Consider the following 16,758-nt stretch of genomic DNA (forward strand, 5'->3'; position numbering starts at 1 on the left):
GACCGCCGAGACGCCGCTGCCGCCGCCCAAGCGAATGAGCGACGGCAGCAGCGTTGAACTCGGGGGCCTCCGAGAACCCCGGAGGGCCCCGGAGGGCCTCAGGGGGCGGGGATCACTCCCACTCGATCGTCCCCGGCGGCTTGCTCGTCACGTCGAGCACCACACGGTTGACGTCCGCGACCTCGTTGGTGATGCGGGTGGAGATCTTCGCCAGCGTCTCGTACGGCAGGCGCGACCAGTCGGCCGTCATCGCGTCCTCGGAGGACACCGGGCGCAGCACGATCGGGTGGCCGTAGGTGCGGCCGTCGCCCTGGACTCCGACGCTCCGGACGTCCGCGAGCAGGACCACGGGGCACTGCCAGATGTCGCGGTCCAGGCCGGCCGCGGTCAGCTCCTCGCGGGCGATGGCGTCGGCCTCGCGCAGCAGGTCGAGCCGCTCCTTGGTGACGTCGCCGACGATGCGGATCCCGAGGCCGGGGCCGGGGAACGGCTGGCGCTGGACGATCTCCTCCGGCAGGCCGAGCTCCTGGCCGACCATCCGGACCTCGTCCTTGAACAGCTGGCGCAGCGGCTCGATGAGCTCGAACTCGATGTCGTCGGGGAGGCCGCCCACGTTGTGGTGGGACTTGATGTTGGCGGTGCCGGTGCCGCCGCCGGACTCGACGACGTCCGGGTAGAGGGTGCCCTGGACGAGGAAGGCGACCTCGGGCCCGTCCTCCTGGAGGATCTCCAGCTGGGCCTGCTCGAAGACACGGATGAACTCGCGGCCGATGATCTTCCGCTTCTGCTCCGGGTCGGACACACCGGCCAGGGCGTCGAGGAAGCGCTTCTCCGCGTCGACGACCTTCAGCTTCGCGCCGGTCGCGGCCACGAAGTCCTTCTCGACCTGCTCGGTCTCGCCCTTGCGCATCAGGCCGTGGTCGACGTAGACGCAGGTGAGCTGGGAGCCGATGGCCTTCTGCACGAGGGCCGCGGCGACCGCGGAGTCCACGCCACCGGAGAGGCCGCAGATGGCGCGCTTGGTGCCGACCTGCTCGCGGATCAGGGCGACCTGCTCCTCCACGACGTTGGTGGTCGTCCAGGTCGGCTCGATGCCCGCGCCCCGGTAGAGGAAGTGCTCCAGGACCTGCTGGCCGTGGGTCGAGTGCATGACCTCCGGGTGGTACTGGACGCCGTAGAGCTTCTTCTCGTCGTTCTCGAAGGCGGCGACCGGCACGACGTCCGTGGACGCGGTCACGGTGAAGCCCTCGGGGGCGGCGGAGCAGGCGTCGCCGTGCGACATCCAGACCGACTGCTCGGTGGGCGTGCCCTCGAAAAGGGTGGAGCCGGCCTTGGAGACGGCGAGCGGGGTGCGGCCGTACTCGCGGGCGCCGTTGTCGTCGACCGTGCCGCCGAGCGTCGTGGCCATCAGCTGGAAGCCGTAGCACATGCCGAAGACCGGGACCCCGGCCTCGAACAGTGAACGGTCGAGGCTGGGCGCGTTCTCCGCGTACACCGAGGACGGACCGCCGGACAGGATGATCGCCCGGGGGTTCTTGGCCAGCATCTCGGCCACCGGCATCGTGGACGGGACGATCTCGCTGTAGACCCGGGCCTCACGGACGCGTCGGGCGATGAGCTGGGCGTACTGCGCGCCGAAGTCGACAACCAGGACGACGTCGGTCGTGGTGTCGGGGGCGGCGGGGGGTGCTGCGGGCACGGGGCGGCCTTCCGGCGGTGGAGAGGGGGTCGGTCCTCCCAATTCTACCGGCCGTGGGACATCGCCTCGCCGGGCTCCCGTCTCACCATCCGGGCCCGGCGTGGACCCGGGCCCGGAGCCGGGTCCATACTTGCCCCATGCGTCAGCACACGACCTTCGTCTTTACCTATGGCACCCGGCCCGCCGGCTGCCATGGTCGTGCTGCTTGAGCAACTGACAAGCAACGTTCCAGGCGCCCCGGGCCGACAGGCCCGGGGCGTTCTGGCGTTCCGGGCCTGTCGCTCCGGGGGGCCGCACCCCACCAGGAGTCACGGATGAACAGCACCGCCGCCACGAAGACCGCCGCCGAGCGGACCGGCGCGCACACCGACGAGGCCGCCGCCCTGATCGGCGGCGCCCGGGAGCGCATCGACGCGCTGGACGACCGGATCATCGGCCTCGTCCAGGAACGGATGGCCGTCTCGGCGGTCATCCAGGAGGCGAGGATCACGTCCGGGGGCCGCCGGGTGAACCTCTCCCGGGAGATGGACGTCCTCAGCCACTACAGCGATGCCCTGGGCAAGCCGGGCACGGCCCTGGCCATGACGCTGCTGGAACTCTGCCGCGGCCGGGTGTGACGTACGGGAAGGCTGTACGGCCGTACCCGCGTTCGGGCCCCGTCTCACCCGTACGGCGCGTGACCGGGTCCCGGGCGGCTTCGTTGGTCCTGATGTCCGTGCCAGCCAGGGGCGGCAGCGGCAGGGAACCACGCGTGGCTCCGCCGGGACGTGTGACGCACCCCAGGTGCGTCGTGGGACCACGACCCGGCGTGTGTGACCGGTCGGCAGGGGACAGCGGGCCGGTCACCCCATGTGCGGCCGGACCCGGGGACGCCCGGGTCCGGCCGCCTTCGGACACTCCGGGGATGTGGTGTGCACCACATAAAGATTCTGTGAAACCTGGGACAACCGTTACGCCGCCTCACCGGTCATGCATGGCGAACACAACGGCTCGTTCCGTCCCCACAACGGCAGGCCCGGTTCACTCCTTTCAGGTACCGCGGCCCATGCGGTACCACGGACCCGCTGAGGCCCCAGATGAAACTGCGCCGCACCCTGGCACTCGCTGCCGCCACCGCCGTCATAGGCCCGGCCGTCCTGCTCTCGGCGCCCGCCGCGTACGCGGACCCCGAGACCACGACGACCGAGAGCCCTTCGGCCACGCCGACCGAGACGGTGAGCGAGACTCCGTCCGCGACGGCGACCCCCGAGAACACCGAATCCGCCGCGCCGTCCGCGACGGTCACTCCGGAGGCCACGGAGTCGTCCGAGACCCCGCCCGGAACGGCCTCCCCGACCCCGACCGCCACCGAGTCCGAGACGGCGTCCGCGACGCCGACGCCCACCGCTTCGGAGTCCGAGGACGAGGAGGGGGAGGACGACGAGGAGCTCGGCCAGTGCGAGCCGAACCCGCTCGAACTCTCCATCAGCGGCCTCTCCGGAAAGATCGTCCGGGGCAGCGGCTGGGACCGGTTCACCTTCAACGTCTACAACGACTCGGACAGGACCGTGAAGAACGTCGCGTTCTTCGCGGGCGCCGCCGCCGACAAGGCGGGCGCGCAGCTCTTCACGACCGAGCAGGTCCGGCTCCAGGCCCTCAACGAGGCGGAGGGCACCTGGGAGGACCTGGAGGACCTGGGCACGTCGTCCGGTTACGTCGGCGAGACCGACGAGATCAAGCCCGGCTACGAGGTCGACATCGACCTGCGGCTCAAGGTCGAGGCGAGCGCCCCGGTGGGCGCCGGCTTCAGCCTCGGCGGCGGGCTCGTCTTCGGCGAGGAGCTGGAGGCCGTCCCGTGCTTCTCGGACGTCGCCTACAAGTTCCAGATCGTCAAGGCCGGTGGCGACGACGGCACGAAGCCCCAGGAGGGCGGCAAGGTCCCCGTGCCCGTCACGAAGCCGACCGGCGGCACCAGCAAGGTCACCGGCAGCCTCGCCGAGACCGGTTCGTCCTCCAGCACGTCGGTGATCGCTTTCGCGGGCGGCGCGGCCCTGGTGCTGGGCGCGGGCGCGATGTTCCTCGTGCGGCGCCGCAAGAACGGTGACGCCACCGCGTAACGCGGGTCACCGGGAGGAGTACGTGAAGGGGCTGCACTCGGAGGGGGGTGCAGCCCCTTTGCGTCGCCTCTTTGCGTCGCCCCCCTGCGTCACCTCTTTGCGTCGCACCTTTGCGTCGCCCCCTGCGTCGGCCCTCCGCCTCGACGCGCGCGGCGTTCCCCGCGCGCTCCCCTGCTCAGGCGTCGTCCGCCGCAGGCTTCGGCGGTACCACCGGCATCCCGAGGAACGGCAGCTTCAGCGCACCGAACGCCTCCTCCGGCACGGCGGGTGCCTTCGGCTCGACCGCCGCCAGCCGCTCGTACGCCGTGCCCTGCGCCGGACGCGGGTCGGCCTCGCCCTTGTTGGGCCAGAAGGACATGGCGCGCTCCGCCTGCGCCGTGATGGTCAGCGACGGGTTGACGCCGAGGTTGGCGGAGACCGCGGAGCCGTCGACCACGGATATGCCCGGGTGCCCGTACAGCCGGTGGTACGGATCGAGGACGCCCTCCTCCGTGCTCGCCCCGATCGGGCAGCCGCCGAGGAAGTGCGCGGTGAGCGGGGTGCCCATCAGCTCGCCGACGTTCGATCCGGCGAAGCCGTTGATCTCCTGGGCGAGCAGCGTCGCGCCCTGGGTCGCCTCGGCGATCTGCGTCGGGTTGGGCGCACCGTGGCCCTGCCGGGCGGTGAGCAGGCCCTTGCCGACGCCGCCGGGCTTGCGGTACGCGACCAGTGAGTTGTCCAGGGACTGCATGACGAGGCCGATGATGGTCCGCTCCGACCAGCGCCGGTTGGACAGCGAGCGCATCAGGAGCCACGGGTGCCGGGCCGCGTTGCCGAACCAGCTCAGCACCCGGTGGGTGCTGTAGGGCACCTGGAGGATGGTCAGCGCGCCCATGGCGTTGGAGCCCTTGCCGTAACGCACCGGCTCGATGTGGGTGTTCTCGTCGGGGTGGATCGACGAGGTGATGGCGACACCTCGGGTGAAGTCGGCCTTGGCGGTGCCGTGCTTCCTGCGGTAGCGGCGGTCGCTGGTCTGCGCCCCCACCAGACCCTCGGAGTTGGTGCGGGTCAGCTCGCCGAGCCGGGAGGACAGCCGGGGCAGCAGCCCTTCGTCCTTCATCGTGTGCAGCAGGGTCTGCGTGCCGTACGTGCCCGCGGCGATGACCACCTTCCGGGCCCGCAGCACGGACGGTGCGGCCTTGCGGCGCCGGTGGGTGGGTACGGTCGACACGTGGTAGCCGCCGTCCGGGCCGTCCGTGACCGCGACGACGGACGTCATCGGGTGGATGACGGCACCGGCCTTCTCCGCCAGGTACAGGTAGTTCTCGTTGAGGGTGTTCTTCGCGCCGTGCCGGCACCCGGTCATGCACTCGCCGCACTGGGAACAGGCCTTACGAGCGGGTCCGGCTCCGCCGAAGTAGGGGTCGGCCGACTCTCCGCCGGGCTTCGTGCGCGCCGTGCCGTCGGCGTCCTGCCCGTCGCCGAAGAAGACGCCCACCGGGGCGAGGTGGAAGGTGTCGCCGACGCCCATGGTCTCGGCCACGGCCTTGAGGTGGACGTCCGCCGGGGTCACGGTCGGGTTGAGCCGCACCCCGAGCATCCGCTTCGCCTGGTCGTAGTACGGCGCCAGCTCGTCCTTCCAGTCGGTGATGCCGGCCCACTGGCGGTCCTCGAAGAACGGCGCGGGCGGTACGTACAGCGTGTTGGCGTAGTTGAGGGAGCCCCCGCCGACCCCCGCGCCGGCCAGCACCATCACCTTGCCCAGCAGGTGCACCCGCTGGATGCCGAACAGGCCGAGGGCGGGGGCCCACAGGTAGTTCCTGATGTCCCAGGAGTTCTTGGGCAGGGTCTCGCGCGTGAAGCGGCGGCCCGCCTCCAGGACACCGACCCGGTATCCCTTCTCGCTCAGCCGCAGGGCCGAGACCGCGCCGCCGAAGCCCGAGCCGACGACGAGGACGTCGTAGTCGTACGCGTCGTCGTCCGCCGCCGGAACGGCCTGTCCGGCCTGGTTCTGGGCAGGGCTGTCCTGGGACATGGCACTCCTCGGTACGAAAAGGGCAGGTAGGGGGTGGCTGGAGGGCTCAGCGCAGCCGGAAGGCCTTCATCACCTTGAGGCTGCCGCTCATGAAGGCGGCGTACTTCTCGTCGTCCATCCCGAAGGCCGGGGCGAGAGGGATCAGCCGCTGCTGGGCGACCGTCTGGGCCTCGGTGTACTTCAGGATGCCCTCGGAGCCGTGCCGCCGGCCGAGGCCGGAGTCCTTCATGCCGCCCATGGGTGACTGGACGCTGCCGTACGCGGGTGCGTACCCCTCGTTGATGTTGACGGTGCCGGTCCGCAGCCGGGCGGCGACGCGGTGGCCGCGCCCGGAGTTCTTCGTCCAGACACTGGAGTTGAGGCCGTACGGAGTGGCGTTGGCGAGGGAGACGGCCTCGTCGTCGTCGCTGAAGCGGTAGATGGAGACGACGGGGCCGAAGGTCTCCTCGCCGCAGACCGTCATGGGCGCCTCGACACCGTCGAGGATGGTCGGCTCGTAGAACAGCGGGCCGATGTCGGGGCGGGCGACACCGCCCGCGACGAGCGTGGCACCCTTCTCGACGGCTTCGGCCACATGACGGCTGACGGTCTCCAACTGCCGCTCGCCGACGAGGGAACCCATGTCGGCGCCGTACGCGAGGGAGTTGCCGAGCCGCATGGCCTTCGTACGGGCGGCGAAGCGCTCCACGAAGTCGTCGGCGACGGACTCGTGGACGTACAGCCGCTCGATGGAGATGCACAGCTGTCCCGCGGAGGAGAAGCAGGCGCGGACGGCGCCCGCGGCGGCCTTCTCCACATCGGCGTCCTCCAGGACGAGCATGGCGTTCTTGCCGCCGAGTTCGAGGGACACGCCGACGAGCCGGGCGGCGGCGCCCTGAGCCACCTCACGTCCGGTGCGGGTGGAGCCGGTGAAGGAGACGTAGTCGGCGCGGCTGACGATCTCGGGGCCGATGACGGGCCCCTCGCCGAGGACGACCTGGAACACCCCGGCGGGCAGTCCTGCCTCGACGAGGAGGTCACGGGCCCACAGGGCGGTCAGCGCGGTCTCCGTGTCGGGCTTCATCACGACCGCGTTGCCGGAGACGAAGGCGGGCAGCGCGTCGCCGACGGAGAGTTCGAGCGGGTAGTTCCAGGGGGCGATCTGGCCGATGACCCCGCGCGGCTGACGCAGCTCGGTGACCTTGGTGAGGGTCGGGACGACCCCGGTGTGCCGCTTCGGCTTCAGGTAGGAAGCGGCCTTGCGCCCGTAGTGCCGGGCGGAGACCGCGACGGCCAGCACCTCTTCGTGGGCGTGCAGCCGGGCCTTGCCCGTCTCCAGCTGGATGAGGTCGAGGACCTCGGACTGGCGCTGCAGGACCAGGTCGTGGAAGCGGAGCAGCACGGCGGCCCTGGCCCGGACGGGCGTCGCGGCCCAGGCGGACTGGGCGGCACGGGCACGCTCGAAGGCGGTCTCGACGTCCTCGGGGGTGGACTCGGGCAGGTCGGCCAGCTTCTCCCCGGTGAAGGGGCTGTGGTTGGCCGTGCGGCCGGAGCCGACGACTCCACGGGTCAGCTGGGCGATCACCTCGGGGGTGACCACGTCGGCGGCGGTACGCGCCCCCGCCGGGGCGGCGGCCACCGGATTGGTGCCGACGCGGGTGCCGGAGGCGGCGGGGGTGGTCGTGGAGGCCTGCGAGTCCGTCATGAGGGCGAGAGTATGTCCACCCGCCCACTTTGGGTACCCGTGGGTAACAGGTTTTCACAGACCCCGCCAGAGACTCCCGCCGCACCCCGCCACGTAGCCAGTGATCACTGGCGACATAACTGCTGATCAGGGCCGATCCACTGCCCTTCACGGGATCGGGCGGTCAGGAATCGTGAATCTTCGGGATCACACCTCAGCCCGTCGACTCCGGCGGTTCCCAGCTGCGGAGCATCGTCTCGAAGAGCTGCCGGGTCCTGTCCCGGTCCCCGTCGGGCCCGGTCAGGTAGAGCGCGTACTCCGGGCCGCCCGCCTCGGCGAAGTACATCTGGTCGATGCCGTGGCGCGGGCCCGGGTGGTCCTGGGACTCGACCCAGGTGAACTCCCAGCGGGAGCCGGGCCGGTCGCGGAAGACGTTCTCCTCCAGCAGCAGGCGCCGGTAGTCCGGCAGACGCGCGGCCAGGTCCTTCTCGATGCTCTGCATGTGGGCGTACGAGTGGGCGAAGTCGGGCTGCGGGTCGAGGCTGATCCGGATGCGGGTCCCGCCGTCGTCCGGGGTGTAGTCGATCTGGCCCTGGTTCACCTGCCGCTCCCAGCCTTCGGGTACGGCGAGGCTGAAGCCCTCGGGGTCGGTGACCCGGTGCCAGCCGTCGGGTATCTCGCTCCGCACCGGCTCGGCCTCCTTCTTCTCCTTCTCCTGGACCGGCTCCTCCGAGGCCGGTTCCTCCTGGACCGGCTCCTCCGAGGTGTCGGCGGCGCGGTCCTGGAGCGGACCCGCGCTGTGATGGTCCGCCGCGCCCTCGTCGCCCCCCGCGTACATCCCGACCAGGCCGGCCACCCCGCCGATCAGGGCTGCCGCCGCGACGACCAGTACGACGGCGCGCCACCGGCCCCGGCCGCGCCGGGTGGCGGGCTCCGAGGTCTGCGGGGACACGGGCGGCGGCTGGGGCAGGCGGGTGGTGGCGCCGTCCGGGGCGAAGGAGGCGCGCAGGTCTTCCTCGGAGACCCGCTGCGTCGGCACGTGGGCCTGCGCGGCACGGGGCTTGCGCCCCTCCATCGCGTCCAGCAGCATCCGCTCGGTCTCCTCGGCCGTCGGACGGTCCGCGGGGTCCTTGCGCAGCAGGGCGATGATCACCGGCGTCAGCGCGCCGCCCCGCATCGGGGGCGGCGGTTCCTCCGCCACGACGGCCTGCATGGTGGAGATCGGCGACGTACGGCGGAAGGGCGAGGACCCCTCGACGGCCGTGTAGAGCGTCGCACCCAGCGACCAGAGATCGGACGCGGGTCCCGGGTCGCCGCCACGCACCCGCTCGGGCGCGAGGTAGTCGATGGAGCCCACCAGTTCGCCTGTCCTGGTGATGGTGGAGTCGCCCTCTATCGCGGCGATCCCGAAGTCGGTCAGCAGGACCTGTCCGTCCCTGGCGAGCAGGACGTTGCCCGGCTTCACGTCCCGGTGCAGGACACCGGCGCTGTGCGCCGCCCGCAGGGCGCTCAGCACATGGAGCCCGATCCTGGCCGCCTCGCGCGGTTCGACCTCCCCCGACTCCTTCGTCGCGTCGGCCAGCGAGGGCCCGTCGACGTACTGCATGACGATCCAGGGGCGGTTGTCGTACTCGATGACGTCATGGACGGTGACGACCCCGGGGTGCGTGATCCGGGCCGCCGCGCGCGCCTCCTTCTGCGTCCGGGCGTGCAGCACGGCCCGGTCCGCCTCGGCGACGTACAGTCCGGCGGTCAGCTCCTTGACCGCGACGGTCCGGTGCAGCACCTCGTCGTGCGCACGCCATACCTTGCCCATGCCGCCGCGGCCCAGGACATCACCCAGCCGGTAACGCCCGGCCAGTACGATTTCCGCGTCCGTTCCCTGCGCGTGTTCCACGTGTGTCCTCGCCCCGTTCCTCGGGACGACAGGTTACGGAGGAGAAGCGGTGCGGCGTAACCTCGCACCGCTCACGAGACCGCACTGTGACGCATGTCGCGTTTGGCTGTCGTCTCGTCAGGAGGTCGCGCGATACGCGGAGATGGCCTGCTCGTAGATGTCGGAGACCTTGTCCCGTTCGCTCTCCGGGCCGATGGCCTGGACGACGTGGTACCTGCCGTCCACGATCATCACCAGGTTGCGGACGTACACCTCGCGGCCGTCGCTCTCCTGCCAGGTGAACTGCCCCTCCGCCATGGCCTGTCGTCCGACGTCGACACGGCGCAGGCCGCTGGACGTGGCCCAGCTGGACTCCCGGAAGGGCTGCAACTCCGGTTCCTTGTCCCGCTGGTAGTCCAACGGGTCGTCCCCGTTGGCCTTGACCGTGTCCCTGCCTGGCACGACGAGCACGCTGAACCCGTCGCTGCCGTACCGGACCCGCCGGTCGGCGTCGGCCGGACTGCGCTGCCAGTCCTCCGGCACGGCGAGCTCGAAGCCTTCGGCGTCCTTGCGCAGTTCGTAGCCCGGCGCGAGGGCGGCGGCGGAGCGGCTGGTCTGCGGCTTCTGCGAGCCGGAGGACCCCTCGGAGGCCTCGTCGGCGGGTTCCGACGCCTCGGTGGACGGGCTCGTGCCGGGCCCCGGGCCCGCCGGTGCGACGGATTCCGCGGGGGCCGCCCCCGTCTCCGAGCCCTCCTTCGGCATGAACAGCACGGCGTAGGCGACGGCAGCGGCCATCGCCAGCAGTATCAGCACCAGCAGCAGCCGTCCGAGCCGTCGCGGCGCCCGGCCACCGGGCTGCGGCTGGCGCAGCACCTTGGGCCCCTTGGGCTCCCGAGGGGCGCGCGGCGGCTTCTCGTACGCCGGTGGCGGCTCGTGCGTCGGCGGCTGCTGCTCGTACCCCTGTGGCCGCTGCTCGTAGGTCTGCTGCTTGTCGCGGCGCTGCGGCTTGCCCTGGCGGTGCCTGCCCGCTCCGCCACGGCCCCGGCGGCGGCGCACCAGCTCACCCCTGCGGCGTACGACCGGCAGTCGGGCGGCGTCGACGGGCGGCAGCGCGACGATGTCCGCGCCGGCCTCGGGCTCCGGGGCCGAGCGCACGAGGGAGCGCAGCCAGCCCCGCAGTTCCTCGAAGTCGGGTCGCTCCGTGGGGTCCTGACGCAGCAGCGACTCCACGACGGGGCGCAGCGCACCGCACTCCTCCGCAAAGGCCGGCGGCTCGCCGCAGACCATCTGGACGAGCTCGGCGGCGTTCTCCTCCGGATACGGGGCGTGGCCCTGCACGGCGCGGTAGAGCAGCGCGCCGAGTGCCCACAGGTCGGTGGAGGGGCCGATGGGCGGGGCGAGCTGCCAGTTGTCGTGGACCGGTCCCGCCTGCTCGGGCGCCCACCGCTCGGTGACGGCACCCACCACGGCGATACGGGCCTGCCGGGCGCGCTCGGCGGCGAGGGGGGTGGCCGGGCCCCGGTAGACGGGGGTGGTGGGGCTTCCGGCGACGACCTCGTCCCACCCTCCGGCGGGTCCGCGGGCGGGCACGGGCTGCGGCAGCCGCTCCGTGCGCTCGGCCGGTCCGCTGCCGAGGCGCCGGGCGTCGGCGCGCAGCGCGTCCTCACCGGAACCGCCGGGCCCCCCGGAGCCGCCCGCGGGCACGGGGCGGCCCGCGCCGGGACCGTCGCCCCAGGTGCCGGCGAGGTGGACACGCCGTCCGGGAGCACCGGGGCCCTCCGGGCCGCCGTCGTCGTCCTCGTCGTCCTCGTCGTCCTCGAAGGGGTAGGGGGTGTCGGCCACCGTGCCCCAGGTGCTGGTCGGCTGCGGCGGCCCGAGGGCGGGAGGCGCGGCGGACCGCTCACCGGTCTCCTCGGTCTCGTCCGCGTCGGGGCCGTGCTCCACGCGATTGCCGTCCTCGCCCGCGCGGATCGCGGCGCGGGCCCCCGCCCGGTAGGCCGCGATGGCCCCCGCGCGTGCGGCACGCAGCTGGGCCGCGCTCCCCTCCACGGGCTCCGTGGTGGGCGGCGCGAGCTGTGCCACCTCGATCTCGGCGTGGCCGCCGGGGGCGGGCACGCCGTCGGTGGACGCCCTGGGGGCGGGCAGGGCCTCCGGTGCGGACAGCTCACCGGGCCCGGTGACGGCCACGCCCGGCTCGTACGGCCCGGACTCGACCACCGGCGGGTCGTACGGCCCGGTGGGGCCGGATTCGACGGCCGGGGGCCCGTAGGTGTCCTCGTCGACCGGCTGCGGCGCCGGGACGTAGCCGCACAGCGCCTCCTCGGCGGCACCCGCCGCGAGACCCGTCAGCACGACACGGCCGTCGTCACAGACCAGCACCGTGCGGACCGTGATGTTGCGGTGGGTCCAGCCGTGCGCGTGGAGCACCCGCAGCGCGGTGAGGACGTCGGAGCCGATCTCGGCGGCCCGGTAGGGGTTGAGGGGCCGCTCCGCGAGAAGTGCGGCGAGCGGCCGGGCGGCGACCAGTTCGCTCACTATCCAGAGCGATCCCGCCTCGGCGAACACGTCGAAGACCTGGTCGAGACGAGGATGGTCGGGCACCTGGGCCGCCGCCTGCGCGGCCTCGATCGCGCGCCGGACAGCGGGGTCCGTGGGCCGCCGCACCGTGCGTCCGGTGGCGCGCCGCGCCGAGGACGGGCCGTCACCGTCGAGCACCTCGGCGTCCACGACCTCCGGCAACGGCACCTGACGCACCAGGACTTCTTGTCCGCTGTACGTATCGAACGCCCGCGTTTCGACCAGTTCGTACGCATCGGACGGAGGCAGGGGAAGGCGGTAGCGGTCGGCAAGCACCCGACCCGCGTAGTCGTCCACGACGCCTCCCCAGAGCGCGCTGTTCCCCCGGTCACCGAGACCGCGTGAATCCGTCAATCGCGGTCACTTGCTGTGCAATTGACCCATCGTTCCGGCTGCGTACGGCCCTCGGCCTCTCACCATACGTGGCAAGTCCCGGCGGCGCGGCCGGTCACGACAACCCGACGGCCCCGCCGCGGCCGGTCACCGGGTTCAGTCGGTCGGAGCGAAGGTGGCGTGCGCCGTCTCACGCAGCGTCCGGCACTCCTCGTCGTCCCAGGCGTCCGCCTTGCAGCTGATCATGATCGAGTAGCCGTGGGTGGCGTCGACCTTGAAGCCACGGTTGAGCACCCGGACCCGCATGCCCTGCTGATCGCGTGTGAACTCCCAGTCGGCGACGGTCGGGTAGCCGTTGTACTCGACCTTCTTGATCCCGATGTGCTTGTAGCCGTTGCTGAGGCTCCTGGTGGCCGCGACCGCCCCGGTCCAGGCGGCTGCCGCGTCGTCCTTCGGGGAGGAGTTGTAGTCGACCTGGACGCGGGGGAAGCCACCGCCCGCGTTGTAGATGGCTCCCGAGTTCTGTCCCGCTATCTTGTCGAACGTGAAGTTCCCGGGCATCGCCATGGAGAAGTGGAACTGCTTGTTGGTGACCGTCCTGTACCCGGCGGGCAGCGCGTCCGGGTCCGGGGTGGGATCGGCGGCCTCGGGCGAGGCCGAGGTGTCCCCGGTCGCCTGACCCTTGTCCTTCCCCTGCCCCTCCTTGCCGCCGTCCGTGGTGTCGGCGCCCTTGCCCGAGCCTCCGCCGGTGGCGGGTTCGGCGTCGCCACCGGACGTCGCACCGGACGACGCGGCGGGGCCGCCCTTGGAGCCGCCGCCCTCGTCGGCCGCTCCGTCGTCGCCGAGCGTCAGCGCCAGCACCGTACCGAGCACGGCGAGGACGACGACACCGGCGATGACCGCCAGCGTGCGACGCGGTACGACATCGGTGATCGAGGCGCGTTGCGCGGCCGGACGGCCGGGTGCCATGGCCCCGGAGGCGGAGGCCGTGGAGACGGCGCCGGCGGCCGCCGGTGACTTCGCGTCACGCACGGACCGCAGCGCTCCGCGCAGCCGGTCCCGCGTGCTGTCGGCGAGACCCGACGCACCGACCGGAGTGGTCGCCGACGACGAGCCGGAAGCGGAACCGGTGGAGGAACCAGCAGCCCGGTCCGCGCCGCCGGAGCCACCGGTGGCCGGTCTCGCGGAACCCGCGACGGCCCCGGACCCGCCGCCCCGGGCGGCCGGAGCGGACACGGCGGCGGCTGCCGCGGCGGCCGCGGCGGCCTTCTTGCCACCGTTCCTGCCGTTCCTTCCGCCCCTGCCCTTGTCACTCCTGTCGCTCTTGTCGCGTCCGGAGTCACCGATCGTGGGCAGCGCCATGATCTGGGTGGAGTCGGCTGCGGGGACGACCGGCTCCTCCGGAGCGTTGATCACCGCGTTGAGCAGGACGCGCGCCCCGGCGTCGTCCAGCCGCTGGTCGGGATCCCTGGTCAGCAGGCCGTAGATGACCTCCTCCAGCGGCCCGGCGTTCGCCGGCTGCTCGACGGGCTCCGTCATCACCGCCGTCAGCGTGGCGATGGCCGAGCCCCTGTCGTACGGCGGGCGGCCCTCGACGCTCGCGTACAACAGCCCGCCCAGCGACCACAGGTCGGCGGGCGGTCCCGGCTTGTGGCCCCTGGCCCTCTCGGGCGAGATGTAGGAGGGCGCTCCGACCAGCATGCCCGTCGAGGTGACGGAGGGGTCGCCCTCGACCTGGGCGATGCCGAAGTCGGTCAGGACGACACGGCCGTCCTCCGAGATCAGCACGTTGGACGGCTTCACATCGCGGTGCAGGATGCCCTCGCGGTGCGCCGAGCGCAGCACGTCGAGAATGGCGAGGCCGACCTCCGCCGCACGCCTCGGCGTCAGCGTCCCGTCCTCACGGATCACCTCCGCGAGGGACTTGCCCTCGATGAGTTCCATGACGATCCATGGCCGGTCGTCCTCGTCGACCACGTCGTAGACCGTCACCGCACTGGTGTTGCGGATCCTCGCGATCGCCTTCGCCTCACGCAGGGTTCGCGTGATGAGACGCCGCTTCTCCTCCTCGTCGATGGCCGACGGGAACCGCAGTTCCTTGACGGCGACCGTGCGCCCCAACGTCTCGTCGGCAGCACGCCAGACCGTGCCCATGCCGCCCCGGCCGAGCACCTCCCCGAGCCGGTACCGCCCCGCGAGGAGACGTCCGTCCTTGTCCCCTTGGGGCTCCCGCGCCTGCTCCGCCTCCGACATGCGTCCCCTCTGCTATCAACCCGCCCTGGCAGAGCGTTCATTGTCCCTCACCCCGGGACCGGTCATGGTTCCGGGTCCGGGTCGGCCGTGATGTGACCGGAGGAGGGAACACCCCGCCACGCCGATCGACCGGGGCGCTGCCCCCGCCGCCCACCGGCGTCGGCTCCGCTCGCCGTGCGGAGCGTGTGTCTGCCCAGCGAACCACACCTGGTGCCGTGGAAGGCAATGTTCACCCGTGGAAAAGCGGCGTTCGGCGCGTACTCCCCGTACACCGAACGCCACCGCGGCCACTTCGGCGGCGGAGTGCTGCCCGCCGGACCGCCCTTGACCACCCCTCACCCTCAGAGCGGCGCGATGTCCGGCGCCCCCAGCCGTGCCGCGTCGGCCGTCAGGTCGTCCGGCTGCCGCTGGGACTCCCGCTCCGCCTCCACCCGCTTGCGGTAGTGCTCCACTTCACGTTCGACCTGGCCCGTGTCCCAGCCGAGCACCGTCGCCATCAGGTCCGCGCACTCCCGGGCGCAGCGGGTGCCCCGGTCGAAGGTCTCGATGGAGATCCGGGTGCGCCGGGTCAGGACGTCGTCGAGATGCCGGGCGCCCTCGTGGGAGGCGGCGTAGACGACCTCGGCCCGCAGGTAGTCCTCGGCGCCCGCCAGCGGTTCACCCAGCGAGGAGTCGCCCCGGACGAGGTCCAGGAGTTCCTCGGTCATCGAGCCGTACCGGTTGAGCAGGTGTTCCACCCGGGCGACGTGCAGGCCGGTGCGGGCGGCGATCCTGGCGCGGGCGTTCCACAGGGCGCGGTAGCCCTCGGCGCCCAGCAGCGGGACGTCCTCCGTGACGCATTCCGCCACCCGCTGGTCCAGCGCGTGCACCGCCTCGTCGACGGCGTCCTTCGCCATCACCCGGTACGTCGTGTACTTGCCGCCCGCGACGACGACGAGCCCGGGCGCAGGATGGGCCACCGTGTGCTCCCGCGAGAGCTTGCTCGTGGCGTCCGACTCGCCGGCGAGCAGGGGGCGGAGCCCGGCGTAGACACCCTCGACGTCGTCCCGGCCCAGCGGGGTGTTCAGCACCGAGTTCACGTGTTCGAGCAGATAGTCGATGTCGGCGCTGGAGGCCGCCGGATGGGCCTTGTCCAGGTCCCAGTCGGTGTCGGTCGTGCCGATGATCCAGTGCCGCCCCCACGGGATCACGAAGAGCACGGACTTCTCGGTCCGCAGGATGAGCCCGGTCGAGGAGTGGATGCGGTCCTTGGGCACGACGAGGTGGATGCCCTTCGATGCCCGGACGTGGAACTGTCCGCGCTCGCCGATCAGCGCCTGGGTGTCGTCCGTCCACACCCCGGTCGCGTTGACCACCTGCTTGGCCCTGACCTCGTACTCCCCGCCACCCTCGACGTCCCGCACCCTGGCGCCGACGACCCGCTCGCCCTCCCGCAGGAAGCCGGTCACCCGCGCCCTGTTGGCGACGTGCGCGCCGTAGCCGGCTGCCGTGCGCACCAGGGTCGCCACATAGCGGGCGTCGTCCATCTGTGCGTCGTAGTACTGCAGGGCTCCGACCAGGGCGTCCTTCTTGAGCGCGGGGGCGACCCGCAGGGCGTGGCGGCGGGAGAGGTGCCGGTGCACGGGCAGCCCGCGGCCGTGGCCCGAGGACACCGACATCGCGTCGTACAGAGCGACGCCCGAGCCGGCGTACAGCCGCTCCCAGCCCTTGTGCCGCAGCGGATAGAGGAAGGGAACGGGCTTCACCAGGTGCGGTGCCAGCCGCTCCAGCAGCAGCCCGCGCTCCTTCAACGCCTCCCGTACGAGCGCGAAGTCCAGCATCTCCAGGTAGCGCAGCCCGCCGTGGATCAGCTTGCTCGACCTGCTGGACGTGCCGGACGCCCAGTCGCGCGCCTCGACCAGTCCGGTCGAGAGTCCTCTGGTGGCCGCGTCCAGCACGGTCCCGGCGCCGACCACGCCCGCTCCCACGACCAGCACGTCCAGTTCGCGCTCGGCCATCGCGGTCAGCGCCTCGGCGCGCTCCGCGGGTCCCAGTGTCGCTGTCCTCACTGCTGCCTCCCGGTAGTCCCGGTGCATCGGGGTGGTACGGCACGGGGCGGGGACCGGCCGAGGGGCCGGGCGCCCGTGCCCACCCCTCGATTCTGTCCGCGGTCCGCGACTTCAGCCACCGCCTGTGGACAACACCCGCCCCACCGGAGCCACAGAATCCGACATATAGGTCATATTTACGCCTAGTCTGACATAGCGC

Annotated in this window: 9 protein-coding genes; 2 read left to right on the forward strand and 7 right to left on the reverse strand. The window is 72.1% G+C overall.

The annotated features are described in order from the left end of the window. Positions 1–112: 112 nt before the first annotated feature. A complete protein-coding gene (gene guaA, locus ABT001_RS16015; RefSeq protein ID WP_351277307.1) occupies positions 113–1,699 on the reverse strand; it encodes a glutamine-hydrolyzing GMP synthase in 1,587 nt (528 codons plus the stop codon). 314 nt (positions 1,700–2,013) lie between these two features. On the opposite strand from guaA, the gene ABT001_RS16020 reads away from it, so the two are divergent. Further along, a complete protein-coding gene (locus tag ABT001_RS16020; RefSeq protein WP_351277310.1) occupies positions 2,014–2,316 on the forward strand; it encodes a chorismate mutase in 303 nt (100 codons plus the stop codon). Between the two features lie 459 nt (positions 2,317–2,775). Then, positions 2,776–3,795, forward strand: coding sequence for an LAETG motif-containing sortase-dependent surface protein (locus ABT001_RS16025; RefSeq protein WP_351277312.1), 1,020 nt, complete (start codon positions 2,776–2,778; stop codon positions 3,793–3,795). A gap of 175 nt (positions 3,796–3,970) precedes the next feature. Here ABT001_RS16025 and ABT001_RS16030 read toward each other — a convergent pair whose 3' ends face one another. The 6 genes from ABT001_RS16030 to ABT001_RS16055 form a co-directional block, all read right to left on the reverse strand. Next, positions 3,971–5,809 (reverse strand): GMC oxidoreductase, encoded by a 1,839-nt coding sequence (locus ABT001_RS16030; RefSeq protein WP_351277315.1) that lies wholly within the window; start codon positions 5,807–5,809, stop codon positions 3,971–3,973. A gap of 46 nt (positions 5,810–5,855) precedes the next feature. Further along, positions 5,856–7,493, reverse strand: a complete 1,638-nt coding sequence (locus ABT001_RS16035; protein ID WP_351277317.1) for a succinic semialdehyde dehydrogenase — start codon at positions 7,491–7,493, stop codon at positions 5,856–5,858. A 193-nt stretch (positions 7,494–7,686) separates the two neighbouring features. Continuing rightward, the gene (locus tag ABT001_RS16040) at positions 7,687–9,369 is read right to left on the reverse strand and encodes a serine/threonine-protein kinase (protein ID WP_351277319.1); all 1,683 of its coding nucleotides are present in this window, start codon (positions 9,367–9,369) and stop codon (positions 7,687–7,689) included. Positions 9,370–9,486: 117 nt separating this feature from the next. After that, positions 9,487–12,222 carry a serine/threonine kinase C-terminal domain-containing protein gene (locus ABT001_RS16045; RefSeq protein WP_351277587.1) on the reverse strand — a complete coding sequence of 912 codons (2,736 nt, stop codon included), beginning with the start codon at positions 12,220–12,222 and terminating at the stop codon, positions 9,487–9,489. A 192-nt stretch (positions 12,223–12,414) separates the two neighbouring features. Beyond that, positions 12,415–14,511, reverse strand: a complete 2,097-nt coding sequence (locus ABT001_RS16050) for a protein kinase domain-containing protein (protein ID WP_351277322.1) — start codon at positions 14,509–14,511, stop codon at positions 12,415–12,417. Positions 14,512–14,852: 341 nt separating this feature from the next. Then, the gene (locus tag ABT001_RS16055; protein WP_351277325.1) at positions 14,853–16,559 is read right to left on the reverse strand and encodes a glycerol-3-phosphate dehydrogenase/oxidase; all 1,707 of its coding nucleotides are present in this window, start codon (positions 16,557–16,559) and stop codon (positions 14,853–14,855) included. Between the last annotated feature and the right edge of the window lie 199 nt (positions 16,560–16,758).

Source organism: Streptomyces sp. NPDC002793, assembly GCF_040295485.1.
Taxonomy (GTDB): Bacteria; Actinomycetota; Actinomycetes; order Streptomycetales; family Streptomycetaceae; genus Streptomyces.